The 24,265-nt window shown below is 60.0% G+C and carries 20 protein-coding genes and 1 pseudogene; 13 read left to right on the plus strand and 8 right to left on the minus strand.

From position 1 onward, the window contains the following. The first annotated feature begins 294 nt into the window (after positions 1-294). Positions 295-1,590: an MFS transporter gene (gene tcuC / locus BN1188_RS20620; RefSeq protein ID WP_040263583.1), complete on the plus strand. Its 1,296-nt coding sequence runs from the start codon at positions 295-297 to the stop codon at positions 1,588-1,590. Positions 1,591-1,606: 16 nt separating this feature from the next. Then, positions 1,607-2,383 (plus strand): substrate-binding domain-containing protein, encoded by a 777-nt coding sequence (locus tag BN1188_RS20625; protein WP_040263584.1) that lies wholly within the window; start codon positions 1,607-1,609, stop codon positions 2,381-2,383. Here BN1188_RS20625 and BN1188_RS20630 read toward each other — a convergent pair. Then, entirely contained in the window at positions 2,369-3,277 is a 909-nt protein-coding gene (locus BN1188_RS20630; RefSeq protein ID WP_040263585.1) for a LysR family transcriptional regulator, read from the minus strand. The genes BN1188_RS20625 and BN1188_RS20630 overlap by 15 nt on opposite strands. Before the next feature lie 337 nt (positions 3,278-3,614). Here BN1188_RS20630 and BN1188_RS20635 point away from each other — a divergent pair, with 337 nt between their 5' ends. Beyond that, a complete protein-coding gene (locus BN1188_RS20635; RefSeq protein ID WP_040263586.1) occupies positions 3,615-4,115 on the plus strand; it encodes a lactoylglutathione lyase family protein in 501 nt (166 codons plus the stop codon). Positions 4,116-4,150: 35 nt separating this feature from the next. Next, entirely contained in the window at positions 4,151-5,137 is a 987-nt protein-coding gene (locus tag BN1188_RS20640; RefSeq protein ID WP_040263588.1) for a zinc-binding dehydrogenase, read from the plus strand. Between the two features lie 44 nt (positions 5,138-5,181). Here BN1188_RS20640 and BN1188_RS20645 read toward each other — a convergent pair whose 3' ends face one another. Further along, complete coding sequence (locus BN1188_RS20645) at positions 5,182-6,102, minus strand: LysR family transcriptional regulator (protein WP_040264427.1); 921 nt, start codon at positions 6,100-6,102, stop codon at positions 5,182-5,184. Positions 6,103-6,219: 117 nt separating this feature from the next. Between BN1188_RS20645 and BN1188_RS20650 the strand changes: the two genes are divergently transcribed. Beyond that, positions 6,220-7,713 (plus strand): MmgE/PrpD family protein, encoded by a 1,494-nt coding sequence (locus BN1188_RS20650; RefSeq protein WP_040263590.1) that lies wholly within the window; start codon positions 6,220-6,222, stop codon positions 7,711-7,713. A 224-nt stretch (positions 7,714-7,937) separates the two neighbouring features. Here the strand turns inward: BN1188_RS20650 and BN1188_RS20655 are convergent, their stop codons facing one another. The 5 genes and pseudogenes from BN1188_RS20655 to BN1188_RS22065 form a co-directional block, all read right to left on the minus strand. After that, positions 7,938-9,314 carry a heavy metal sensor histidine kinase gene (locus tag BN1188_RS20655; protein WP_040263591.1) on the minus strand — a complete coding sequence of 459 codons (1,377 nt, stop codon included), beginning with the start codon at positions 9,312-9,314 and terminating at the stop codon, positions 7,938-7,940. Continuing rightward, positions 9,304-9,981 (minus strand): heavy metal response regulator transcription factor, encoded by a 678-nt coding sequence (locus BN1188_RS20660; protein ID WP_040263593.1) that lies wholly within the window; start codon positions 9,979-9,981, stop codon positions 9,304-9,306. The genes BN1188_RS20655 and BN1188_RS20660 overlap by 11 nt, the downstream gene beginning before the upstream one ends. After that, positions 9,956-13,087 carry a multidrug efflux RND transporter permease subunit gene (locus BN1188_RS20665; protein WP_040263595.1) on the minus strand — a complete coding sequence of 1,044 codons (3,132 nt, stop codon included), beginning with the start codon at positions 13,085-13,087 and terminating at the stop codon, positions 9,956-9,958. Before BN1188_RS20665 ends, BN1188_RS20660 begins: the two co-directional genes overlap by 26 nt. Beyond that, complete coding sequence (locus tag BN1188_RS20670) at positions 13,084-14,238, minus strand: efflux RND transporter periplasmic adaptor subunit (RefSeq protein WP_084596312.1); 1,155 nt, start codon at positions 14,236-14,238, stop codon at positions 13,084-13,086. Before BN1188_RS20670 ends, BN1188_RS20665 begins: the two co-directional genes overlap by 4 nt. Positions 14,239-14,531: 293 nt before the next feature. Next, positions 14,532-14,743 (minus strand): annotated as a pseudogene (locus tag BN1188_RS22065) (transposase); the annotation flags it as partial. A 281-nt stretch (positions 14,744-15,024) separates the two neighbouring features. On the opposite strand from BN1188_RS22065, the gene BN1188_RS20680 reads away from it, so the two are divergent. From BN1188_RS20680 to BN1188_RS20715, 8 genes are all read left to right on the plus strand, one after another. Continuing rightward, entirely contained in the window at positions 15,025-16,077 is a 1,053-nt protein-coding gene (locus tag BN1188_RS20680; protein WP_040263596.1) for an ABC transporter substrate-binding protein, read from the plus strand. Between the two features lie 24 nt (positions 16,078-16,101). Beyond that, entirely contained in the window at positions 16,102-17,028 is a 927-nt protein-coding gene (locus BN1188_RS20685) for an ABC transporter permease (RefSeq protein WP_040263598.1), read from the plus strand. Then, on the plus strand, positions 17,028-17,822 hold the full coding sequence (locus BN1188_RS20690; protein ID WP_084596313.1) for an ABC transporter permease: 795 nt from the start codon (positions 17,028-17,030) through the stop codon (positions 17,820-17,822). Before BN1188_RS20685 ends, BN1188_RS20690 begins: the two co-directional genes overlap by 1 nt. Before the next feature lie 143 nt (positions 17,823-17,965). After that, positions 17,966-19,426 carry an NAD-dependent succinate-semialdehyde dehydrogenase gene (locus tag BN1188_RS20695; RefSeq protein ID WP_040263600.1) on the plus strand — a complete coding sequence of 487 codons (1,461 nt, stop codon included), beginning with the start codon at positions 17,966-17,968 and terminating at the stop codon, positions 19,424-19,426. Positions 19,427-19,565: 139 nt separating this feature from the next. Next, positions 19,566-20,657 (plus strand): ABC transporter ATP-binding protein, encoded by a 1,092-nt coding sequence (locus tag BN1188_RS20700; RefSeq protein WP_040263602.1) that lies wholly within the window; start codon positions 19,566-19,568, stop codon positions 20,655-20,657. A 193-nt stretch (positions 20,658-20,850) separates the two neighbouring features. Continuing rightward, positions 20,851-22,149 (plus strand): 4-aminobutyrate--2-oxoglutarate transaminase, encoded by a 1,299-nt coding sequence (gene gabT / locus BN1188_RS20705; protein WP_040263604.1) that lies wholly within the window; start codon positions 20,851-20,853, stop codon positions 22,147-22,149. Positions 22,150-22,233: 84 nt separating this feature from the next. Continuing rightward, positions 22,234-22,920, plus strand: a complete 687-nt coding sequence (locus BN1188_RS20710; RefSeq protein WP_040263605.1) for an HAD family hydrolase — start codon at positions 22,234-22,236, stop codon at positions 22,918-22,920. 38 nt (positions 22,921-22,958) lie between these two features. Next, positions 22,959-23,450 carry an Lrp/AsnC family transcriptional regulator gene (locus tag BN1188_RS20715; protein ID WP_040263607.1) on the plus strand — a complete coding sequence of 164 codons (492 nt, stop codon included), beginning with the start codon at positions 22,959-22,961 and terminating at the stop codon, positions 23,448-23,450. A gap of 94 nt (positions 23,451-23,544) precedes the next feature. Here BN1188_RS20715 and BN1188_RS20720 read toward each other — a convergent pair whose 3' ends face one another. Then, entirely contained in the window at positions 23,545-24,264 is a 720-nt protein-coding gene (locus BN1188_RS20720; RefSeq protein ID WP_040264432.1) for a cupin domain-containing protein, read from the minus strand. Between the last annotated feature and the right edge of the window lies 1 nt (position 24,265).

Genomic DNA, 24,265 nt, shown 5'->3' on the forward strand with positions numbered 1-24,265 from the left:
AGTCCTGTCATGTGAGAGGCTACCTGACGGCGCTAAGAACCTAAGCACAGCATGCTAGAGCTGTCAAAGCGAAGCCGCGTCAAGCGAAGGCCTATTCGCCGATGAGTTCAAACAGGCTTGCGGCTGAAGGTGTTTCATCGAATTCCAGTCACGAGCGTCAGTTCAGCTCACCTTGATTGATCGCATTCGCGCATCAATCGATGAAAAATCAACGTTTATCGCTTCCCGCGTTTTACCCGAGAATCTCCAGTTACAAGCGCTTACAAAACACTCTAAAAAACGCTGGAGAATACAATGCCTCATCCAAGCCCTGCGTCCAAAGGGACGTCCAAGGCCGCCATGGTCTTCCGGGTCACCTCCGGGAATTTCCTCGAACAATTCGACTTCTTTCTCTTCGGCTTCTATGCCACACAAATCGCAGCCGCGTTCTTCCCGGCGACCAATGAATTCGCTTCGCTCATGATGACCTTCGCGGTCTTTGGCGCAGGCTTCCTGATGCGCCCGCTTGGCGCTGTGCTGTTAGGTGCTTACATCGACGACGTCGGCCGTCGCAAGGGGCTTATCGTCACCCTGGCGATCATGGCCAGCGGCACCTTGCTGATTGTGCTGATTCCTGGCTACTCCACCATTGGCCTCTGGGCGCCCGCGCTTGTGTTGTTGGGAAGGTTGCTTCAAGGCTTCTCAGCGGGAGCGGAAATGGGCGGCGTGTCTGTTTATCTTGCTGAAATGGCCACCCCTGGTCGAAAAGGCTTCTTCGCCAGTTGGCAGTCGGCTAGTCAACAAATCGCCATTGTGGTGGCAGCGGGGCTGGGCTATACCTTGAATATCTGGCTGGCGCCCACCGCAGTGTCGGAGTGGGGCTGGAGAATTCCATTTGGTATCGGGTGCCTGATCATTCCCTTCATTTTCCTGTTGCGTCGCAGTTTGGAGGAAACCGAAGCGTTTTCCACTCGCAAACACCGCTCGACAATGCAGGAAGTGATTGCCACGCTCTACAGCAATGCCGCGATCGTGATACTGGGCATGTTGATGGTGGCCATGACAACGACCGCCTTCTATATGATTACCGTGTATGCCCCTACCTTTGGTAAATCCGTATTGCAGCTCAGCACCCGTGACGCGCTCATGGTCACCTTGCTGGTCGGCATTTCCAACTTCATTTGGCTGCCTGTAGGTGGCGCCCTGAGCGACCGCTTCGGACGCAAACCGTTATTGTTGGCAATGTCACTGCTCACCTTCATTACGGCCTATCCAGCGCTATCGTTCTTGGCACAAGCCCCTAGCTTTTCGCACATGCTGGAAGTGCTGCTCTGGTTCTCTTGCCTCTACGGCCTCTACAACGGCGCAATGATTCCGGCGTTGACTGAAATCATGCCCGCCCAGGTTCGCGTCGCCGGGTTTTCCCTGGCATACAGCCTGGCCACAGCCATCTTCGGGGGCTTCACCCCGGCTGTTTCGACCTGGCTCATTCACATGACAGGTGACAAAGCCGCGCCCGCCTTCTGGATGATCTTCGCCTCAGGCTGCGCGTTTGCCGCCACGCTGGTGCTTTACCGCCGCCTGGCTGCTCGGTCTCCCGTCATCGCTTGAAAAAAAGGAAGTCATCATGAAACCGCTATTTAAATCCATTTCAGCATTGCTGATCAGCGGATGCGCATTCAGCATTGTCGCTCAGGCAGAAGAACTGACCGTCATGACATCGGGTGGCTTTACTGCGGCGTATCAGGGCCTGGCCCCGCAGTACGCCGAGAGCAGTGGCAATACATTGAAGACCGTGCTCGGGCCCTCGATGGGGAAAGCGCAGGAAGCCATACCGAATCGACTCGCACGGGGAGAACACGCCGACGTCGTGATCATGGTCGGTTATGCGCTGGATGACTTGATCAAACAGGGAAAGGTCGATTCCAGCTCCCGTGTAGAACTTGCCGATTCGCGCATCGGCATGGCCGTCAAGGCAGGCGCGCCCACGCCTTCGATAAAAACCGACGCCGAACTTAAAGAGGTACTGCTGTCTGCGAAGTCCGTCGCCTATTCCGATAGCGCCAGTGGTGTCTACATCCAGAATGAGTTGTTCAAAAAGCTGGATGTGCAGGCCCAGTTGGCGCCCAAAAGCACGATGATAGAACGCATTCCGGTAGCGTCCGTGGTCGCGAAAGGTGACTACGAAGTGGGTTTCCAACAGGTCGCAGAACTCCTGCCCGTTCCGGGCATTACCTTCGCTGGGAAGATCCCTGAAAACGTTCAGTCGGTTACCCGCTATGCTGCGGGGATTCCGAAAAACGCCGAGCACCCGGCCGAGGCGAAGAAGCTGCTGAACTACTTGGCCTCACCGCAAGCGCAGCCAACCGTTCGCGCCACGGGGCTCGACTCAGTGGCTCGCTAAGCGCTCGGGCAGCTCGCGAATCAACCGTTCCAACTCCAGTGCAGCGGGCGTCAAGGTACGGCCGCGGCGCTTCAACAGCCCCATCTGCCTTACCACTTCAGGCTCGCTGAGCGTGACACTGGTAAGGATAGGATGAGGCGCGACGGGCATGGCGATGGACGGAACCGCCGCCACGCCCAAACCTGCCTCGATCAACCCCAGCACAGTGGTGACATGACGCGCCTCGCAGAGGCTGTCCTTTCCGACCTGGAGGCCTGACAACGCGCGGTCTAGCACCAGACGATTCCCGGATGATCTGTCCAGCGTGATGTAGTCATGCTGATAAGCCTCAACCCAAGTCACGCTGGTTCGTGAGGCGAGCGGGTGGTCGTTCCGACAGGCAATGACATACCGTTCCTCCATCAGTAGGCTGAACTCGACTTCAGGCGCAAGGTTGCCGGTGAAACCCAACCCGAAATCCGCCTCGCCTGACGCCACCGCCGCGCTGACCTCGTTCGCCGAGGCGTCGATCAGCTTTATCTTGATTTTCGGGTATTGCGTATGAAAGCTGCGGATGGCGTGCGGCATGAAGTAGTAGGCGGCAGATGGCACGCAGGCCACGGTCAGCGTGCCAGTGCGCAGGGCCCCACCCTCCCCCACGCTCAACAGCGCCAGGTCAAGATCGTCCAGCAACCGCTCCACTTGAGGCAGGAACGCTCGGCCAACATTGGTCAACGCTACCTTGCGTGTGGTTCTCTCGAAAAGCCTGACGCCGAGTGCGGTTTCCAGCTTCTCGATCCGCCGACTCAGGGCCGATTGCGTGATGCGTATCGAGTCAGCGGCACGCCGGAAACTGCCTTGCTCCACAACGCCGCGGAAGGCAACCAGGTCGTTCAAATCGAAATGAATGTTCACCTGCGGTTCCGTACCTTTTGATCGGAAATGTGCATCAATGGTAGAGCGTTGCGGTGCGGGCCACCACGGGCAGAGGTGCGGGATTGTTCTGTGGTCATGCGGTTAGCGATGGGCAAATGTCGGCGGGTGCCTGCCGTCGTCAAGAAAAAACAATGCAGTGTCAGTTGACCCACTACACCTTCGACTGGTTACACAGATAACTAAAAACATTGGCCTTATTCATATTTTGCGGTCAAGCATAAGCATGTCTTATTGAAACCATCACTACGGGCTTATTCAAATTATGGCCCAGGCCCTCTAGATTGAAGCCTACCCGTGGTTAACCGAGATCAAAAGAATGTCCCAGGCATACCCTCGCAGTTTCTCTCACATCGGTCTGTCAGTGACAGATCTGGATGCCGCTGTAAAGTTCTACACCGAGATCATGGGGTGGTACGTGATCATGCCGCCTACTACCATCGTTGAAGACGACACCGCCGTCGGCGCGATGTGCACGGACGTCTTCGGCGCCGGCTGGTCCTCCTGCCGGATCGCTCACCTGTCGACCGGCGACCGCATTGGCGTAGAAATCTTTGAGTTCCCCAATTCAGTCAAACCCGAGCATAACTTCGAATATTGGAAAACCGGGGTGTTCCACTTCTGTGTCCAAGACCCCGACGTCGAAGGCTTGGCCGCAAAAATCGTTGCGGCCGGCGGCAAACAGCGCATGCCCGTACGTGAATACTTCCCTGGCGAGAAACCGTTCCGCATGGTGTACATGGAAGATCCGTTCGGGATCATCCTTGAGATCTACAGCCACAGCTACGAGTTGACCTACTCGGCTGGCGCTTACAACTGACCTTCCCAAAATGACAACAATAAGGAGATCGATCCATGCGAGCCATTGTCTGTGATAACGCCGATACCAGCCTCGCCAGCATGCATCTGGCCGAGCGCCCGGTACCGGAGCCTGGCCCCGGGCAAGTCCGTGTACGGCTGCACGCCGCCTCGCTCAATCCGGTAGATTGGAAACTGGCCGACGGCACCGCGCCTTGGCTGACCCCAGGGCAAGTGCTTGGCGTGGACGGTGCCGGGGTCGTCGACCAACTGGGGCCCGGTGTTCAAGACTGGCAAGTCGGTGACCGCGTGGTGTGGCACGCCAACCTGCGCGAGCCGGGGGTATTCGCTGAATACAGCCTAGCGCCCGCTCATGTGTTGGCGCGCATTCCGGCCACTGTCGACTTCCTCAGCGCCGCCGCCCTGCCGTGCGCGGCACTGACGGCTTACCAGGCATTGGTGCGCAAGGCCAACCTGCAAGCAGGGCAAACCTTGCTGGTCCAGGGCGCCAGCGGCGCGGTAGGCGGTTTTGCCGTGCAACTGGGCAAGCTGATCGGCGCTCAAGTCATTGCCCTCGCCCGACAGAGTCAGGCGCAGCGGGTACGCGAGCTGGGCGCTGACGCGGTCTTCCAACGCGACGACCCGGCGCTGATCGCCAAGATCAAGGCCATGACGGCCGGAGGGTACGGTGTGGACGCCATGCTTGAAGTGGTCAACCCTGGGGATGCGCGGCGTTCTCTGGACCTGCTGCACTACAACGGCCACCTGCTGTGCATCGATCCGATGCCCAACTTGACCCAGGTGCCACCTTACACTTACGCGGCGTCCATCCATGAAGTGGCGCTGGGCGGTGCCTATGCAGCCGGGCACCGGCCGACCCAAGAAGACTTCGCGGTGATGCTCGCTGCTTCGCTGGAACTCGTTGCCAACGGCAAGTTATTCCCGATGATCGAACGGACCATCGAGCTGGCAGAGGTTCCGGCCGGTTTGAAAGCCCTGCGACGCGGCGACCAGCCGGGCAAAACCTTGGTGACCATCAACTGATTGGCGAGCCCTAAACGAAAAAGGTCCGGACCTATGTTCGTTGACTATCTCCACGCGTGTCGTTCTGATTTCGTGCTTGCGGCTGATGTCAGAATCATCTGATACAGGCGCTCGGCGGCCGGCGAGAGCACTCTTCCTCTGCGCTTGATCAGGCCGCTGGTGCGATCGAGGACGGGTTTGGTGAGCGGCACCGCGCGTAACTCCGAGCGCATCAGATGAGGAGGAATTGCCAGTTGAGGCACCGCCGCAACGCCGAGACCTGCGGCAACCATGTCCACCACCGTCCGCACATGCCTGGCCTCGCAGCTCGCGGTAGGCAGGTCGGGAACATCCGCCAGTGCCATGTCCAGTAAAAGACGGTTGCCACTGGCTTTGCTCACCGCGATGTAGTCGTGCCTGGCCAACTCCGCCCAGGTAACGGAGCGCCGAGCCGCCAGCGCATGATCATGACGGCAGGCCACGACGAAACGCTCCTTGAAGATCGGCACGAACTCTAGGTTCGCTTCCTGCACGCCAATGTAGTTGATGCCGAAGTCCGCCTCGTTGCGGACCACGGTGGAAAGTACATCGCTTGCACCCTCGTCCAGTACCCGCACGAGAATACGCGGGTACTGGCGCTGGTATTCAGTCAATACCGTAAGTAGGCACTGGTTCACGGCTGTAGGTACACAGGCAACGGTGACCTCCCCGCGAAGGGCGCTTGCCCCCTCTTTTATCCCCATGAACGACTCGTCGAACGTGTTCACCACCTGACGCGCCTTGCGGGCGAACTCACGCCCCGTTGCGGTCAGCTCAACGCGACGCGTGGTTCGTTCTAGCAGCCGTACCCCCAGGTTGCTTTCCAGTTTTGAAATGCGCCGGGACAAGGCAGGCTGCGAAAGATGCAGTTCTGTCGCGGCCGCGCTGAAGCTTCCAAGCTCCGCGACCGCAACCAGCGCGCGCAGATCTCCCATCTCTACATTCATGTTAGCCATGCATAAGTACCCAATATTATTGCAATTAACTTAGCAGAAGTTGTGCGCGATCATCCCTTGGTGCGTGAAAGCACGTGCGTCCCGATAATTACAAGCACAGGAGCACCTATGAATTCGTTCAACCGCCGCGCACTGCTCAAGGCCGGGGCCATTGGTTCTGTCGCTGCCGCCGCTTCGAGCCTGGTGTTTTCGGCTGAGCCAAAGGCAGGGGTTGCAGCTACCGGCCCTGGCCCAGGCGGCGCCCCGGGCGCATCCAAGGGTAACGGCGTCACTCGTACCTTGGCTGCCTATCTGGTAAAGGCCAGATATGAGGATTTACCCGCCAATGTCCGCAGAGAGGGTTGCCGCACATTGCTTAACTGGGTTGGGGTCGCGGTCGGCGGCTCACATCACGAGACGGTTGAGCGAGCGATTGTGGCGCTCAAGCCTTTCTCTGGCCCCGAGCAGGCCAGCCTGCTCGGCCGCAGCGAGCGTTTCGACATCATGAACGCCGCGTTTCTCAATGGCGTTGCCAGCCACATCTTCGACTTTGATGACACGCACCTCAAAACCATCATTCATCCCGCCGGGCCGGTAACCTCAGCGATTCTGGCGCTGGCGGAGTACCGGCCAGTCTCCGGCAAGGAATTTCTGAACGCCCTGGTTCTGGGGGTTGAGACCGAATGCCGGATCGGCAACTCGGTTTACCCCAACCACTACGATGTGGGCTGGCACATCACGGGCACGGCAGGCGTGTTCGGAGCGGCCGCGGCGGCGGGCAAGCTGCTTGGGCTCACCGAACAGCAAATGGTTTGGGCACTTGGCCTGGCGGCCTCGCAACCGGTTGGGCTACGGGAGTCGTTCGGATCGATGAACAAAAGTTTCAACCCCGGCAGGGCCGCAAGTAACGGATTGTTCGCAGCACTGCTGGCAGCGCAGAACTACACCAGTTCGGAAGCAATGATCGAAGCGAAGCGTGGCTGGGCACACACTATCAGCACCAAGCAGGATTTCAGCCAGATCACAGAGGGGCTGGGAACCCATTACGAGTCGGCACTCAATACTTACAAGCCGTTCGCCTGCGGGATCGTGATTCATCCGGCCCTCGATGCGGCCATCCAGCTGCGCAATGAGTACAAGTTGACTCCCGACCAGATCACCAAAGTGGATTTGAAGGTCCATCCATTAGTGATCGAGCTTACCGGCAAGAAGACTCCAAAAATTGGCCTGGAGGGCAAGTTCAGCATTTACCACTCCGTTGCCGTGGCGATCGTGCAGGGTGCGGCGGGAGAGCGCCAATACAGCGATCAAGCCGTGCAGGATCCGACCGTGGTGAAGTTACGCGACCGGGTAGTAACCACCGTCGACCCTGCGATCAAGCCCGAGCAGGTCGATATGACCATCACACTCAATGACGGGCGTACCTTGCATAGATTTATCGAGCACGCGATTGGCAGCGTGGAAGTGCCTATGACCGATCAGCAACTGGACGCGAAGTTTCTTGATCTGGCCAAGGATATCCTCACGCAGGGCCAAGCCGAGCACCTTATCCAGCTGTGTCGAAATGTCGAGTCGTTGGCGTCTGCTGCAGAGATTGCCAAGGCTGCTGCCGCACGGGCCTGAAGCTTCAGCGCGGTGCTGTTTCATCCTCAATGACAAGACGTGTCCCGGGCGAGTCACGACGGGACATTGGAGGCTCCATGAAGAATTTAGCGTGGTCTCGTCGCCGTGTGCTACACGCTTCGGACGTGCATAGGGCATGCATTAGCCACGGGCGGCAGATGCATCGGGGCCACGCTCGGGCCCTGACTAACCCTTTACCGAACCGACTCCACCGGTTTTTTGGCTTAGTCCCGAATGGCCGTTAGCGGCAAATCCAACCCGAACGTGTTAGCTCCCCCTTCGCTGCGCGCAAAGACATTGCCGCCGTGCATGGTGGCGATTGCCTTGACGATCGCCAGGCCCAGCCCATGATTGCCTCCTTCGTTATGGCGGGCGGTATCCACCCGGAAGAAGCGCTCGAACAGTAACGGCAGATATTCACCATGAATGGGCGGGCCGGGATTGCTGACAGAGACCCGGGCCATGCCGCGGTCTACGGTAATGGCGACGCGGACTCGCTGGCCAGCTTCGCTGTGCTGGGCAGCATTGTGAAGCAGGTTGATCAAGGCGCGGCGCAGTTGATTGCGGTCCACCTGCACCTGAGCGTCCCCTTCGACCGTGACCTGGATGCCGGCGTCCTCGAGGATGAAATCCAGATAATCCAAAGAGGCCGCGACCTCCGCCGCCAGGCTGCTGCTTTCCAGATTATTGAGGCGGCTGCCCTGATCCGCCCGGGCAAGAAACAACATGTCGTTGACAATGCTGCGCAAGCGTTCGAGGTCTTCAAGATTGGACTGCAATACCTCGAAGTAATGTTCGGCGCTACGGCCCCGGGTGAGGGCCACCTGAGTCTGGCCGATGAGGTTGGTCAAGGGCGAGCGCAATTCATGGGCCACGTCGGCATTGAAGGATTCCAACCGTTGATAGGCCCCCTCCACGCGCTCCAAGGCCGCATTGAAGGCTTCTACCAACTGCTCCAGCTCGGGTGGAAGGTGACTGGGCCGCAACCGTCCGGACAGCCGCGGAGGTGCCAGTTGCTGGGCCTGCCTTGAGACGCGCCGCAGCGGCCGCAGGCCGATACGGGCGACCCAATAGCCGAGGAGGCTGGCTAGTATCACGCCAAGCGCCGCGCAAGCGATCAGGGCCATGGCCAGATCGTGGTGGGTCTGACGCACGTTGGCAACGTCGATGCCGATAAGAAAACGCAAGGAAGGCCGCTGCTCACGGCCAGGCAGGGTGCTGACCAATACCTTGAGCGCTGTACCGTCTTCGCGCTGCCACTCATGAATGCCCAGCGGCCCCTGGGCCAGGCGGCGGACGTCAGGGCCGGGTGCGCCATACTCATAGGTCGGATTCCCGCTGACCACCCAGAAGTGGATGCGCTTGTCTTCCTCCGATAGCAGGTTGAGCTTGTTTGTCAGTCGGCCCCAGTGCTCGGGGTCGCCGAAACGGCTGATCGCCGACTCCAGTACGCTGTAGCGCGCTTCAAGTTCAGCATTGGGCAGTACATCCAGGCTCTTGTCGACCTGACGGTAGAGCGCGCCGCCGATGATCACGAACACGCTCACGGCGACCAGCGCAAAGAGCCCCGCCAGGCGCAGCGCGATCGAGTCAGTGCGCAAGTCGACTCTCCAGTACGTAGCCCATGCCCCGTATGGTATGCAGCAGCTTTTCCTCGAATGGGTTGTCCAGCTTGGCCCGCAGGCGCTTGATCGCCACTTCCACCACATTGGCGTCGCTATCGAAGTTCACGTCCCAGACCATTTCAGCGATAGCCGTCTTGGACAGGATCTGGCCCTGGCGTCTAGCCAATACGGTCAGCAAGGAAAACTCCTTCGCGGTGAGGTCCAGGCGCTGGCCTGCCCGCAGAGCCTTGCGGCTGATCAGATCGATGAACAGATCCCCGATCTGCACCTGTACCGGCTCCTGGCTGCCGCTGCGTCGGGTCAGGGCCTGCAGTCGCGCCACCAATTCGAGAAAAGAAAACGGCTTGCTCAGATAATCGTCAGCGCCTTCACGAAGGCCATGAATGCGGTCCTCCACGCGCTCACGAGCCGTGAGCATGATCACTGGAGTCTGCTTTCGCGCGCGGAGGGCGCGCAACACGCCGAAACCGTCCAGGCTGGGTAGCATCACATCCAGTACGATCACCGCGTAGTCCAGTTCCAGCGCCAGATGCAGTCCGTTGAGGCCGTCGTTGGCCACATCCACGGCATAGCCTTGCTCGCTGAGGCCGCGGCGCAGGTAATCCGCAGTTTTGTCTTCATCCTCGATGATCAGGATACGCATGGTTGCCCTCCGGGGCCTGGCGTGGCGCTGGAGCGCGACGACCATGAAACAGTTGTTCGAGCTGCAAGTATATGATCGGCGTCGTGAACAAGGTCAGCACCTGGCTGACCATCAGCCCCCCCACCACGGCGATACCCAGCGGTTGGCGCAGCTCGGCTCCAGCGCCCAGGCCAAGCATCAAGGGCACAGCGCCCAGGAGCGCGGCCAGGGTCGTCATCACGATTGGGCGCAACCGGGTGAGGCAGGCGCGACGAATGGCCTCGCGGGGTGACAAGCCCTCGGCGCGCTGGGCATTCAAGGCGAAATCGATAAGGAGGATGCCGTTTTTCTTCACGATGCCGATGAGCAGCACCAGGCCGATCAGCGCCATGATGGAAAAACTCTGTCCACAGGCCCAAAGCAGCGCCAGCGCGCCCAGGCCGGCCGATGGCAGCGTGGAAATGATGGTCAGCGGATGCACCAGACTCTCGTACAGCACGCCGAGGATGATGTAGACCGCCATCAGGGCGGCCAGGATTAGCCAGGGCTGGCTTGCCAGAGAACTGCGGAAGGCTTGGGCAGCACCCTGGAAGGTGCCGCTGATGTTGGCCGGCATGCCCAGCTCACGCTGGGTTTGCTCCAGAAGGCTTACCGCATCGCCCAGCGCGACCCCAGGGGCCAGGTTGAACGAAAGGTTGGCGGCCGGGAACATGCCGTCGTGAGCGATGGAGAGTGGTCCGTTTTTTGGCGCACCGACGTGGGCAAGGGAGGCCAAGGGCACCATTTCGCTGGTAAGCGGCGAGCGCAGGTAGAAATAGTTCAGGCTCTCGGCCTGGCCGCGCTGGGCGGCGTCCAGCTCCAGCACCACCTTGTATTGGTTGGTCTGTGTCTGAAACTCGCTGACTTGCCGCTGGCCGAAGGCGTCATACAGCGCCTGATCCACGTCGTTGGTGGTCAAGCCGAAACGGGCGGCAGCGGCCCGATCTATCTCAATGGGCGTAATACTGCCGCCTAACTGCAGGTCGTTGGACAAGTCACGGAAGGCGGGCTTGCCTCGCAGCGCCTCGGTGAGTTTCTGCGCCCAGACATTGAGCGCATCGCCATCATTGCTTTTAAGCACGTATTGATACTGGCTGCGGCTGGGGCCTGAACTGAGGTTGATGTCCTGGCCAGCGCGTAGGTAAAGGGTAATGCCAGGCACGGCGGCGAGCTTGGGTCGCAGGCGATCGATGAATTCGCTGGCGCTGACGTCTCGATTTTCCCTGGGCTTGAGGGAAATCCAAAAGCGTCCGTTGGCTACCGTCTGGTTGCTGCCGGTCACTCCGACCGAGTGTGAGAAAGTGCGAACCGCTGGATCCGCCGCCACTATCTTGGCCAAGGCCAGGTGCTTGGCAATCATATCCTGGTAAGAAACGTCAGCCGCCGCTTCGCTGGTACCCAGCACGAAGCCGGTGTCTTGCACTGGGAAGAAACCTTTAGGGATAAATACATAGCCAGCCACCGCCAGGCCGAGTGACAGAGCGAACAGGCCAAGCATCAGTCGTTGATGGTCGAGAGCCTGGTCCAGCCAGCGTTGGTAGCCGGTCAGCAAACGGTCGGCGAAGGTCGGCCCCTTCGCCCCCTGGCGAGCATGCTTGGGCGCATTCATGAACAATGCGGCCAGGGTGGGTGCCAGGGTGAGGGACACCACTACCGACAACAGAATGGTTGAGGTGGCAGTCAAGGCGAATTCCTTGAAGAGCCGGCCCACCACACCGCCCATGAACAGTAGAGGAATAAAGGCCGCGATCAGCGAGAAGCTGATGGACACCACGGTAAAGCCGATTTCGCCACTGCCGCGAATGGCGGCTTCGCGGCGGTCAAGGCCCTGCTCAAGATAACGATGGATGTTCTCCACCACGACGATGGCGTCGTCCACCACGAAACCCACAGCGATGACGATGGCCACCAGGGTCAGGTTGTTGAGGCTGAAGCCCAGCAGATACATCCAGGCGAAGCTGGCTACCAGCGACACCCCCAGAACGGCACAAACGATCAGGGTCGCCGACAGTTGCCGCAGAAACAGAGCCATCACGGCCACTACCAAGCCGATGGCAATCAGAAGGGTTAGCTCTACCTCATGCAGCGAAGCGCGGATGGTCTCGGTTCGGTCAGTGAGCACCTTGATATCCACCGAGGCCGGGAGCATGGCTTGCAGCCCCGGTAGCGCGCTCTGCACCCGCTCGACAGTGTCGACGATATTGGCCCCCGGTTGCCGGGTAATCACCAGGTTGACGCCGGGCTGGTTCTCCGACCAGGCCTGTACGTAGTCATTCTCAGCGCCGGCCACCACCGTGGCCACGTCCCTCATGAACACGGGCGCCCCGTCGCGGTAAGCCACAACCAGGTCCGCATAGCCTTCGGGGCTGAACAACTGGTCGTTGGCTGAGAAAGTGGATACTCGGGTATCACCATAAAGCGCACCCTTGGCCAGGTTCAGGCTGCTGGCCTGGATGACGCCGCGCAGGTCCGTCAGGGTCAGGCCCAAGGCGGCCAGCTTGTCGGCCTGGGCTTGCACGCGAATTGCCGGCCGTTGCTGACCGGTGATATTCACTTGGCCCACACCGTCGATCTGGCTGATCTGGCGGGCCAGGAGCGTCTCGACGCCGTCGCTCAAGGCTGGGCCGGTGAGCTGCGCGGAGCTGATGCCAAGGATCAGTACAGGACTGTCGGCCGGGTTGACCTTACGCCAGGTTGGAAGGTTCGGCAGGTCCTGTGGCAGCCGGCCGGCCGCCGTATTGATGGCCGCCTGAACTTCCTGGGCGGCGGCGTCGATATTCTTGTTCAAGGTGAACATCAGGGTCAGCGTGGTCGAGCCCAGGGCGCTGGTGGACGTCATCTGACTCACCCCAGGAATGGCGCTGAACTGCACCTCCAGCGGCGTGGCCACGGAGGATGCCATGGTTTCCGGGCTAGCGCCCGGCAGTTGAGCAGTGACCTGAATGGTTGGAAATTCAGCTTCGGGCAGAGGCGCCACGGGCAACCGTGGAAAGGCGATCAGGCCCAGCAACACCAAGGCGAACATCAGCAGGAGGGTGGCCACCGGGTGGTCGATGCACCAGGCGGAAGGGGATCGCAAGCGGTTCATGGCGCCACCTTCGTGTTCGCAGAGCCAGCCTCTGCGGTTACCTGCACCCGGCTACCCGGAACGAGCCTTGATTGGCCATCACTGACCAAGGTATCCCCAACGCTCACCCCTTCAATGACCACTTGCTCGTGCGTCTGGTCGATGACCTTGACCGGAACCGGGCTGACCGTCCCTTCCGCGACCCGATAGACATAGCTGCCTTCGAGGCCGCGTTGCAAAACGGTCGCCGGGACAACCAGAGCATTGCGGCGCAACTGAGTTTGCAGTTGCACGTTGACCAGTTGCCCCGGCCATAAACGCAGGTTCGGATTGGCAAACCGGGCTTTCACCCGGACCGTACCGGTGGTGCTGGAAACCTGGTTGTCGAGCAGGCTCAACTGGCCGTTGGCCAAGGGCGCGGTACCTTCGATGTCGCCTCCGGCATAAGCGGTTACCGACGCCGCCTCGCCGCTGGCGAGCAGCCCTTGCAGCAGCGGCAGTTGCGCCTGGGGCAGATTGAACTGTACGGCGATAGGGTCCAGCTGGGTGATGGTGAACAAACCCTGGGCATCGCTGACGCGCAAAAGGTTACCTTCATCCACGGCGCGGATGCCCACCCGGCCCGCCAGCGGCGAGGCGATCTGAGTATAGGAAAGCTGCACCCGGGCCGCGCTCACCGCGGCTTCATTGCCCAGCAGCGTGGCCTGCAGTTGATCATAAAGCGCTTGTTGCTGGTCCAGCTGCTGGCGGGAAATGCCACGATCGGTGGCCAACGCCTGGTAGCGCTTAAGGTCGACCTGCGCGACTTTGAGCTGTGCTCGTGTCTGCGCCGCCTGGGCAGTAGCTTGGTCTAGTGCTGCGCGTAGCGCTCGATCGTCGATGCTGACCAAGGTCTGGCCCCTGTGCACGAACTCACCTTCCTTTACCCACAGGCGGGTGAGTATGCCGTCTACCTGTGGCCGTAGCGTCACACTTTGCAAAGGGGTCACGGTCCCCAGGGCCGAAACCGTAGCAGGGACGTCGGCTTGTCCTACCTGCACAACCTTGACAGGCACCGCGCTGGGCTTGCTCGATGCAACGATTGCAGGCGCAGGGCGTGAGAGCCAGTAGCCTAGAGCGACCAGCGAGGCAAGCACGGCGCAGGCAAGAAACAAGCGAGCGAATCTGGGCATAGTGGGTACGCAGCTGGCGAAGGGTTGGCGAGAATAGCGCTGTTATACCTGGGCTAGCCGAACCGGAGCATGACCGTTAACTGACAGGAATGTCAGCAAGCTGCGCGCTTTGGAAGTCCGTGAGTTGGAGGTAGACATCCAACTTGAAGCTGGTGCGTGGGTTAACCGTTGCCCTGCAACGTCATTTGATACCCAAGCTGTGCGAGGCCGTCATGGTACTGTGTCAGCAGTCGACATGCGATTTTGCGGACCCGCCCCGTGAGCCTGAGTGGACATCAGAAAAGTAAGCCGAATACATCGCCCGCACGGGTCTGCCAAAGGCGATTACGGTAGCCATCGCGACTGCTTTTCCGGTCTGATCTTTTTACATCGAAACCGGCGCCGCACAGGCCTTCGACGTCAAACTTCATCATGCGCTGGGCAACGAACTGGATCATTGCTTGAGCAGATCAGCGTCTGCCCCTTTCTCAACCAGCTCGGTCAATGTGATAGTGGACTTGATCATCGGGGTTTCTCTGGTGAAGGTTGAGTCCGCAAACCCAACGTTAGCCAAGAACCACGATGACCCTCTTTCGCCCTTGGTCGCTTTCGGCTGGTTCAGTTACACCACTTCCAGGGACACGATCTGCCAAAAGGGCCGCTACTTTCGCTATAAACCGCTTTTTCGCCAGCATTTTACCAGCGCTTTGTCCGTCGCTCATTAAGTACATTAGGCAGGCGGGCCCTAACAAATCGTCTAATCCCGTCGCTATCCATGAATTCTGCCAACCTACAGAAGGTCTCTCCATGACTAAACTGCGTGTCACAGCATTCATGCTTGCAAGCCTGGGGCCCGGCATCGGTGGCATCGGGCATGCCCTGGCCGAAGACATCACCTTTGTCTCCCAGGGCGGCGCTTACCAAGAGGCGCAAAGCAAGGCGATCCTGGAGCCGGCAGCCAAGAAGCTCGGCCTTACGCTCAAACAGGACAGCTCACCCAAGGCCTACCCCATCATCAAAACCCAGGTGCAGAGCGGCAAGGTGACCTGGGACGTGGTGGACTTGCCAACCGGCGACTGCCTTCGCGGAGAAACCGAAGGGCTGTTCGAGAAACTTGACCTTGCCTTGATTCCCAACGCCGCCCAGCTTCCTGCCAGCCTCAAAGACGACTACAGCGTGGGGTATATCAGTTACTCCACCGTGCTGGCGTACCGGACCGATGCCTTCAAAGGTAATGACGGGCCCAAGACATGGGCCGACTTCTGGGACACCAAAAAGTACCCGGGCCAACGGTCCCTTCGCAATCTTCCCCGGCCTACTCTTGAAATTGCCTTGATGGCCGATGGGGTGCCGCCCGACAAGCTTTACCCCATGGATGTAGATCGCGCGTTCAACAAGCTGGAACAGATCAAGCCAAATATCGCGACCTGGTGGACTTCCGGCGGGCAATCGGCGCAGTTGATCAGCGACGGCGAAGTGGACATGGTCCAGGCTTGGAACGGCCGTATCAGTGCCGTACAAGCGGCCGGCGCGCCGGTGGCGTTCGATTACAACCAGGGTGTGCTGGAAACCAACTCCCTGTGCGTGGTGAAGGGCTCGCCACACAAGGCTGCGGCGATGAAGTTCGTCAACGAGGCCATCGACGCAAAGCTCCAGGCTGCGCTGCCGATGATCATCGATTACGGCCCCTTGAATCCCGAAGCGTTCAAGACCGGTGTAATTCCGCCTGATCGCGAGGCAAAACTCCCCTCGTCTCCCGCCAATCTGGCGCGCCAGGCGGTGTTGTCGGCTCAATGGTGGGCATCCGCCGATGGGGTAAAGGCCGAAGAGCGCTGGCTGTCCTTTGTGCAAGGCAAGTGAATTCGCCATTGTTGAGAGGTTTCCATGTCCAACGCCTATCTCGCCAAGCCTTTTCCCAGCTCGAGCGACCAGGGCCAATCGCCCTTGAGCAATGCCCATGCCCTGGCACGTGAAACGCGCCGGGAACATGCCTCGATGTTATTGCTACTCGCGCCTGCGCTGATAATGGTGGTGGTACTGCTGATACTGCCTCTGTGCTGGCTGGCGTTTCAGTCGGTGCAGACCGAAGAAGGCTTTTCCCTGGCCAACTATGCCAGGATCTTCCAGGAAGCCATCTACTGGGACACCTTCGTCCTTACCTTCAAGATCAGCTTCCTGGTGACAGTGCTGTCGATCATCATGGGCTTTCCCATCGCCTATGCCGCCTCACGCCTCCATGGCTTCTGGGCCAACCTGGTGCTTATCTGTGTGATACTGCCCTTCTGGACCAGCGTGCTGGTTCGCTCTTACGCCTGGTTGGTACTGCTGCAACGGCGCGGCCTGGTGAACCAGACTCTCCTTGACCTGGGTATCATCGACCAGCCCCTCAACCTCATGCATAACACCACCGGCACGGTCATCGGCACGCTGCATGTGATGCTGCCGTTCATGGTGCTGCCGCTGTATTCGGTGATGAAGAAAATCCCCCAGGATTTGCTGCAAGCCTCCGAAAGCCTGGGCGCGAAGCCGTTCTATACCTTCCGCAGGGTGTTTTTGCCCATGACCGCACCCGGCATCATGGCGGGATCGATACTGGTCTTCGTGATCTGCCTAGGCTTTTTCATCACGCCTGAATTGCTGGGCGGCGGCCGTACCATCCTGGTGTCAATGCTGGTACAGCGCAACGTGGAGCTTTACCACGCCTGGGGTGCCGCCAGCGCTGTCGGCTTGATCCTGCTGCTGGTGGTGTTCCTGATCTTCTGGGGCATTAATCGATTTATCCCCATCGAACGGATCCTGGGAGCACGATAATGATCCTGGCCAACCTGCGGGACCTACGAGCGTCCCACGTACTTTTCACGATCGTTGTGGTGGCGATCCTGTTGTATCTGATCATTCCGGTGTTGATCGTGGTACCCATGTCGTTTTCCGAGGCACGCTTTCTGCAATTTCCCCCCAAGCAATGGTCATTGCACTGGTACGAAGCGTTTTTCAATAGCGCGGAATGGATGTCGGCAGCGCGGGTGAGCCTGATCACGGCGTTCTTCACCATGGCGACCAGCCTACCGATCGGCATGGCAGCAGCCTATGCCATCAACACCTCCTCATTGAAAGTGGTGCGCACGCTACAGATCATCCTGTTGCTACCCATGATGGTCCCGATCATCCTGATTGCCGCAGGCGTATTCTTCGTTTACGCCCGGGTGGGGTTGATCAGCACGCTCACCGGGCTGGTGCTGGCGCACATCATGCTCGCGCTGCCTTATGTGATCATCGCACTGTTGGCGGGCTTGCGTAACTTCGACATGTCTCAGGAAATGGTTGCGCGCAGCCTGGGCATGAATCGCTTCCGCGCGTTCATGGCGGTGACCCTACCCCAGATCAAGCCGAGCCTGGTGTCGGCGACGCTGTTCGCATTCATCACTTCTCTGGATGAAACAGTGGTCGCGCTCTTCATTTCCGGTGGGGACAACCAGACCCTTACCAAGAGGATGTTCACGGCATTGCGTGACGAAATCGACCCTACCATCGCGGCGATCAGCTCGATCCTCATTCTGGCCTCGCTGATTCTGGTGGCAGTGGCCGGGCGCAACAAATCGGCCTGACTGACAGCGCGACGGCGGCCAGCACAGCCTGCCGCCACGCGGTGCATTTCAGCAGCTAACACCCGCCTCATGGCTGATCTCGGCATCGGCTATCGAGGCGTGGTTTCTACAATGGGCCATCGTTCGGACCCCGAGGCCCCATCATGTTGAAAGCCCAACTGCGTGACCCTTCTCTGCTCGTTGAACGCGCCTACGTCAATGGCGTCTGGATCGACGCTGATGATGGGGCCACGATCGACGTCACCAATCCCGCCACTGGCAGTGTAATTGCCCGGGTGCCCGCGCTCCAGGCAAGCGAAACGCGCCACGCCATCGAGGCTGCCCAGGCACGCTTCGCCAGCTGGCGAGAGGTACCTGCCGCGGACCGAGCCCGGTATCTGGAGGCCTGGTTCGCATTGATCATGGCCAACCAGGAAGACCTCGCGCTGATCATGACAGCAGAGCAAGGCAAGCCGCTGGCCGAATCCCGTGGAGAAATCGCGTACGGCGCCAGCTTCGTCAAATGGTTTGCCGAAGAAGCCCGGCGTGTCTATGGCGATACCATCCCATCGCCTACCGCCGATCGCCGCATCATGGTTCTCAAGCAACCCATCGGTGTGGTCGCTGCCATCACTCCCTGGAACTTCCCTAACGCCATGATCACCCGCAAATGCGCGCCCGCATTGGCGGCTGGCTGCACGGTATTGGTCAAACCATCGGAAATGACCCCGCTGTCTGCGCTGGCCCTGGCAGTACTGGCAGAGCGGGCAGGCATCCCGGCGGGTGTCTTCAATGTACTTACTGGCCTGCCAGCGGGCGTGGGAGGTGAGATGACCGCCAACCCCGCGGTGCGCAAACTGTCCTTTACCGGGTCAACCCGTGTCGGCCAGCTCTTGATGAGCCAATGCGCCCCGACCGTCAAGCGCCTGAGCCTGGAATTGGGCGGCAATGCGCCGTTCATTGTGTTCGACGATGCCGATCTGGATCTGGCTGTCGCCGGGGTGATGCAAAGCAAGTTTCGCAATGCGGGGCAAACGTGCGTGTGCGCCAACCGCATTCTCGTGCAGGAGGGGATCTATGACCGCTTCGCCGAACGCCTGTGCGCCGCGGTCGCGCAGCTTAACGTGGGTAACGGCATGGAAAACGGCGTCACCATTGGCCCGTTGATCAACGCCGCTGCGGTGGACAAGGTAGGACGGCATATTGGCGATGCGGTCGACAAAGGCGCCAGTATCGCCATTGGCGGCGCTCCCGAGGGTGAAGGCCTGTATGTCCAACCTACCGTCTTGCGCGACGCCACGGCACAGATGTTGCTCGCGACTGAGGAAACGTTCGGCCCGGTCGCCCCGCTGTTCCGCTTCAGTGACGAAGCCCAGGCTCTGGAACTGGCAAACGCCACTCCCTATGGGCTTGGAGCCTACTACTTCACCCGGGACCTGCGCCGTGCCTGGCGCGTGGGTGAGCAACTGGAGTTCGGCATGGTCGGCCTCAATACCGGGATCATCTCCATGGAAGTGGCGCCCTTCGGCGGTATGAAGCAATCCGGCACGGGGCGCGAGGGCTCCAAATATGGCCTGGATGAGTTCTTGGAAGTGAAGGCCTGGCACATCGGTGGCTTGGGTTGACGCTAAAGCAGATAGGTGGCCGGCAACAGCATAAGCTGTTGGCCCGGCCGCCTAAAACGGCACGAACCAGGCACTGGCCTGTGTTCAGATGACAGGCAAGGGTTTCGGGCAATCTCCCGTTCCGCAGAGGAGGCGCTGCATGAAGTTCACTGAAGGGTTTGAATCGGTCAGCATCAACAAGGTGTGCAAACACTACGGCAGCCTCAGCGCCCTGAACAAAGTGGACCTGAAGGTCGAGGCGGGCGAATTCATGTCATTGCTCGGCCCCTCGGGGTCGGGCAAAACCACCTTGTTGAGCATCCTCGGTGGGTTCATTCGGGTCAGTTCAGGAAATATCTTCTTCGGTGAGCGTGACGTGACCTTGATGCCACCACACAAGCGGGACATTGGCGTAGTGTTTCAGAACTATGCCCTGTTTCCGCACATGACTGTTGGGGAAAACGTCGCGTTCCCGCTGCGCGCCCGGGGTGAAAGCCCGAGCAAGAGCCGGGACCGGGTGAAAAACGCTTTGGCGACTGTCGAGTTGTCGGGCTACGAAGACCGCAACATCGCTGCCCTGTCGGGCGGCCAGCGCCAAAGGGTTGCGCTGGCCCGTGCCATCGTGTTCGAGCCCAAGCTGATCCTCATGGACGAGCCCCTGTCGGCACTGGACAAACAGCTGCGCGAAACCATGCAGATCGAATTGCGCGCCCTGCACAAACGCTTGGGCGCCACCATGATTTACGTCACCCATGACCAGCGCGAAGCCCTGACCATGAGCGACCGCATCGCGATCATGCGCGGCGGGCAACTGGTGCAGGTCGATACCCCACGGCGCCTGCACGATTATCCAGCCAGCGATTTCGTTGCAGGCTTCATTGGGGAAAGCACCTTGGTGCCACTGCAACGCTCAGCAGGCGATGCGTTGGCTTTGGGCGCTACACTACTACGCACCACGCGACCGGTGCCGCCCTCGGGCGACGTGTTCCTGGCTTTGCAGTCGGAAAAGCTGTTGTTGGACAACGAGAGTGCCGGACCCGAATGGAACCGCCTGCGCGGCCGCGTTTCCGACATCGTTTTCCAGGGCGAGAGCCTGAAAGTGTTCGTGGACCTCGACGGCGGCCCTACGGTAAGCCTGCGCCAACCCAGCCATCACGAAGGCAACCTGAGCCTACCCCCTATCGGCTCACCGATGTCGATGCGTTTGCATCCTGAAGACACCATCGTGGTCCCTCGTCATTGCGAAGGCTGACCCGATCGCGTCCGCGCCCCTGGTAATGGCAAGACGGCAGCGAGCGCTCCTACCGTCACAGTGAAATATGTCGTGCTCCCTTCATGAAACAGTCAATCACAGCGCGAGGCGGCTCAACTTCAGCGCTTGTGATTCCGGCGACGCCTTATCCTGATCACATCAAATGCCACCTTCGGCGTTCACGGAGATCGAGATGAATTCTGCATTGACAGAGAACCATCGCCTGCTGGCGCTGCGCGATCAGCATGTACCACGCGGTATTGCCACCGCCCACCCGCTGGTGGCCGCACGAGCCCAGGGCGCGGAGCTATGGGATGTCGATGGCAAGCGCTATCTGGACTTCGTGGGCGGCATCGGTGTGCTCAACGTCGGGCATAACCACCCCAGAGTGGTAGAGGCTGTGCGTCGCCAGGTGGGCGAAATATCCCATGCGAGTTTCCAAGTCGTGGCCTACGAAAATTATATCCAGGTGGCCGCCCGCTTGAACGCATTGGTAGGTGGTGGCGAGCACTACAAGGCCGTGCTGTTCACCTCGGGTGCCGAGGCGGTAGAGAACGCCGTGAAAATTGCCCGCGGCTACACTAATCGCACAGCGGTTATATCCTTCCGGGGCGGTTTCCATGGACGGACCTTGCTGGGTGTGACCCTGACCGGAATGAGCCAGCCGTACAAGCAGAACTTCGGCCCCTTCCCCGCCGAGATCTACCATGCGCCCTACCCTGACGCTTACCGGGGCATCAGCAGTGAATACGCACTGGCCGAGCTGGACACCCTGTTTGCCACCGACGTGGCGCCCGATCGCGTGGCCGCCATCATCATCGAACCGGTACAAGGCGACGGCGGCTTCCTGGCAGCGCCCAAGGCCTTTCTGCAGGCCCTGCGCGCCCGTTGCACCGAGCATGGCATCGTGTTGATCCTGGATGAAATCCAGGCCGGTTTCGGCCGAACCGGCAGCATGTTCGGGTTCCAGCACGCGGGTATTCAGCCCGACCTGGTCACAGTTGCCAAAAGCCTGGCCGGGGGCATGCCGCTGTCGGGGGTGGTGGGCCGTGCAGCGATCATGGACGCCCCTACGCCAGGTGGCCTGGGAGGCACCTACGGTGGCAACGCTGTGGCCTGTGCCGCAGCACTGGCCGTGCTGGATCTGTTCGAAGAGCAGGATCTACTCGGCCAGGCCAAGGCGCTGGCAATGCAGCTGCAGGACGGCCTACGCGCCTTGCAGCGACGCTACCCGCGCATTGGGGATGTGCGCGGGCTGGGCTTCATGCAAGCCATCGAAATGGTCGCTGGCGACGACTCGCAAAGCCCGGATGCGGGCCTCGCGCAACGGGTGATCGATCACGCCCGTACTGCCGGGCTGCTGGTGATCAAGTGCGGCGTGCATCGCAACGTCGTGCGGTTTCTCGCCCCCCTGGTCACTACGCCTGCCCAGTTGGACGAAGCCTTGGGGATGCTGGACACCGCGCTGGCGGCAGCCTGTGTAAACCAGTAAGCCTACCTCCCTGCCCTGCGTCTCCCTACCGGGCCGGGCCTGGGCCAAAAGAAGCGGCGCTGGCACGGCCTTCGAGGAGCCACCATGAAAGTTACTCATTACAAGGCGCTGGGCCTTTCTGTGGGCACGGTGCTTGACCGTGAACGGGGCATACTCGAGGGCCTGCGACCCCTGGCGGTGCAAGGCCGATCCGCGATGGACGATACTCAGTTGCTCGCCGTCTATCGACAGGTAGCGCGAATGCTTGCCTGCCCCGCCGCTCAGGCAACTTCTACAGCCTTCCATGGCCAGCTCTACCAGCAGGTGGCGCAGCTCTTGCAGGTTGCTCCGGAGTGGGACGAAAGTGTGGCCTTCGGTAGCTCATCCGCCCATTGGCCAGTCTACGAAGACGCACCTGGCGCGCTCCAGTATCTGAAGAAGTTCTACCGTCTGATTCTGGTCGCCCCACCACAAGGTATTGATGTTGCCGCCCTGAGCCGCCGCTTGCCGTTGGAGTTCGATGCGATCGTCGAACCCAGCGCCCTGAACTGGCACGGCAGCCTGGAGCAGGCTTTGCAGCACTTGGGGCTGGAGCGATCGGAACTGTTACCGGTGCGCAGCACTGAAAGCGACGACCCCTGGGTGGATCGGGTCGACTTTCCGCTGTGTACCCTACGCCGCGGCCATAACCCGCCGTGGAACCATTCGCCTCAGGCAATGGACGGCAAGCGCTGTGAATACGCCAGCCTCGCCGACCTGGCCCATGCCCATCAGAAAGCATTGCACGCCTGAAAACGACTGACCGGATTCCACATTGCGAGGATTGACCAATGGACGCCGCCGCCAAGCTTGATCGCATCGACATCAACATTCTGGTCCAACTGCAAAAAGATGGTCGCATGACCAACGTAAGCCTTGCCGAGGCCGTCGGCCTTTCCCCCAGCCCTTGCTTGCAGCGGGTAAAACGCTTGGAAGCTGCCGGCTATATCAGCGGCTATGAAGCCCATGTGAACCTGTCGAAATTCGCCAACTCGGTGACTGTCTTCACCGAAATCACCTTGCAAGACCACAAGCGTGCTGACTTCGTGAAGTTCGAATCGAGCATTCGAAACATCGATGAAGTGCTCGAATGCCACCTGATCAGTGGTGGCTACGACTACCTGGTGCGGTTCTTGTGCGGCAGCATCCAGCACTATCAGGAACTGATGGAGTCGATCCTGGACAAAAATCTCGGGATCGAGAAGTACTTCAGCTATATCGTGATCAAGTCGCCAGTGGTCAAAAGTACCGTGCCAGTGCGTAGCCTGATGCGGGCCGTTTGACGGCATTTGAAATGCGGGTAGGTGAATCTCCTAGCCCATGCAACCGGCCCGCCGCTGCATGGGGCCATCACGAAGCATTACCTTACGAAATAGCTCAAGACAGGATACAGAACACCTTCCGCACGCAATCGTCGCTGGTCCAGGCGTTGGTCGCGCCTTGGGGCACCATGATGGTTTCACCCATCCCCACCTGGTAGTGATCGCCGTGTTCAGAGGTCAGCGTCACGGCGCCCTGAAGGATGAACATCAGCTCGCTGTAACCAGGCTCGACCTGCCGGCGAGTATACGCCTCACATTGCCATAGCCCGATGCGCAAGGTGCCCGCGGTAAAAAGGGTCTGGCTCCAGGCGCGGGGTGCAGGAGTCAGCAACACGCTGACCGCCGGCGGATCACAGGGTGGGAGTGGCTGCGCCAGGTCGATTTTCAGCGGTACAAGGGGCATCTGGGCGCTGGCGTCCAGCATCGGAAACGCCATGAACACACGCTTCAGTTGACCGGTATGCCGCCAACGTAGATCGACGCCACGGGGGACCACGACGCACTCACCCGCCGAAAGCTCGAGCTCGAAGTCATCCCCCTGCAGGTATAGCGTCCCCGCCTCCACGATGCTCAGCTCCACCCAAGGGAAGCTGTAGAGCTGAATGTCCACCTCTTCGCTCGTACAGCTGCCTGCTGCATAACGGCCATCGGGATCGCGCAGGTTGACCACACGCCCGATTCCCAGTGGGTCATCGCGCAGGGTGAACGCCAGCTCGGGCAACGTCCGGCGTTCGCGCGGGTTGGAAAAATGCAGGATGGGAGCCTTGAGCTGCATG

It is taken from the genome of Pseudomonas massiliensis, assembly GCF_000826105.1.
Taxonomy (GTDB): Bacteria; Pseudomonadota; Gammaproteobacteria; order Pseudomonadales; family Pseudomonadaceae; genus Aquipseudomonas; species Aquipseudomonas massiliensis.

Bases quoted from the DNA above. Each gene is read 5' to 3' on its own strand.
- tcuC (WP_040263583.1), top strand. From the start codon at position 295: ATGCCTCATCCAAGCCCTGCGTCCAAAGGGACGTCCAAGGCCGCCATG.
- BN1188_RS20625 (WP_040263584.1), top strand. From the start codon at position 1,607: ATGAAACCGCTATTTAAATCCATTTCAGCATTGCTGATCAGCGGATGC.
- BN1188_RS20635 (WP_040263586.1), top strand. From the start codon at position 3,615: ATGTCCCAGGCATACCCTCGCAGTTTCTCTCACATCGGTCTGTCAGTG.
- BN1188_RS20640 (WP_040263588.1), top strand. From the start codon at position 4,151: ATGCGAGCCATTGTCTGTGATAACGCCGATACCAGCCTCGCCAGCATG.
- BN1188_RS20645 (WP_040264427.1), bottom strand. From the start codon at position 6,102: ATGAATGTAGAGATGGGAGATCTGCGCGCGCTGGTTGCGGTCGCGGAG.
- BN1188_RS20650 (WP_040263590.1), top strand. From the start codon at position 6,220: ATGAATTCGTTCAACCGCCGCGCACTGCTCAAGGCCGGGGCCATTGGT.
- BN1188_RS20660 (WP_040263593.1), bottom strand. From the start codon at position 9,981: ATGCGTATCCTGATCATCGAGGATGAAGACAAAACTGCGGATTACCTG.
- BN1188_RS20665 (WP_040263595.1), bottom strand. From the start codon at position 13,087: ATGAACCGCTTGCGATCCCCTTCCGCCTGGTGCATCGACCACCCGGTG.
- BN1188_RS20670 (WP_084596312.1), bottom strand. From the start codon at position 14,238: ATGCCCAGATTCGCTCGCTTGTTTCTTGCCTGCGCCGTGCTTGCCTCG.
- BN1188_RS20680 (WP_040263596.1), top strand. From the start codon at position 15,025: ATGACTAAACTGCGTGTCACAGCATTCATGCTTGCAAGCCTGGGGCCC.
- BN1188_RS20685 (WP_040263598.1), top strand. From the start codon at position 16,102: ATGTCCAACGCCTATCTCGCCAAGCCTTTTCCCAGCTCGAGCGACCAG.
- BN1188_RS20690 (WP_084596313.1), top strand. From the start codon at position 17,028: ATGATCCTGGCCAACCTGCGGGACCTACGAGCGTCCCACGTACTTTTC.
- BN1188_RS20695 (WP_040263600.1), top strand. From the start codon at position 17,966: ATGTTGAAAGCCCAACTGCGTGACCCTTCTCTGCTCGTTGAACGCGCC.
- BN1188_RS20700 (WP_040263602.1), top strand. From the start codon at position 19,566: ATGAAGTTCACTGAAGGGTTTGAATCGGTCAGCATCAACAAGGTGTGC.
- gabT (WP_040263604.1), top strand. From the start codon at position 20,851: ATGAATTCTGCATTGACAGAGAACCATCGCCTGCTGGCGCTGCGCGAT.
- BN1188_RS20710 (WP_040263605.1), top strand. From the start codon at position 22,234: ATGAAAGTTACTCATTACAAGGCGCTGGGCCTTTCTGTGGGCACGGTG.
- BN1188_RS20715 (WP_040263607.1), top strand. From the start codon at position 22,959: ATGGACGCCGCCGCCAAGCTTGATCGCATCGACATCAACATTCTGGTC.
- BN1188_RS20720 (WP_040264432.1), bottom strand. From the start codon at position 24,264: ATGCAGCTCAAGGCTCCCATCCTGCATTTTTCCAACCCGCGCGAACGC.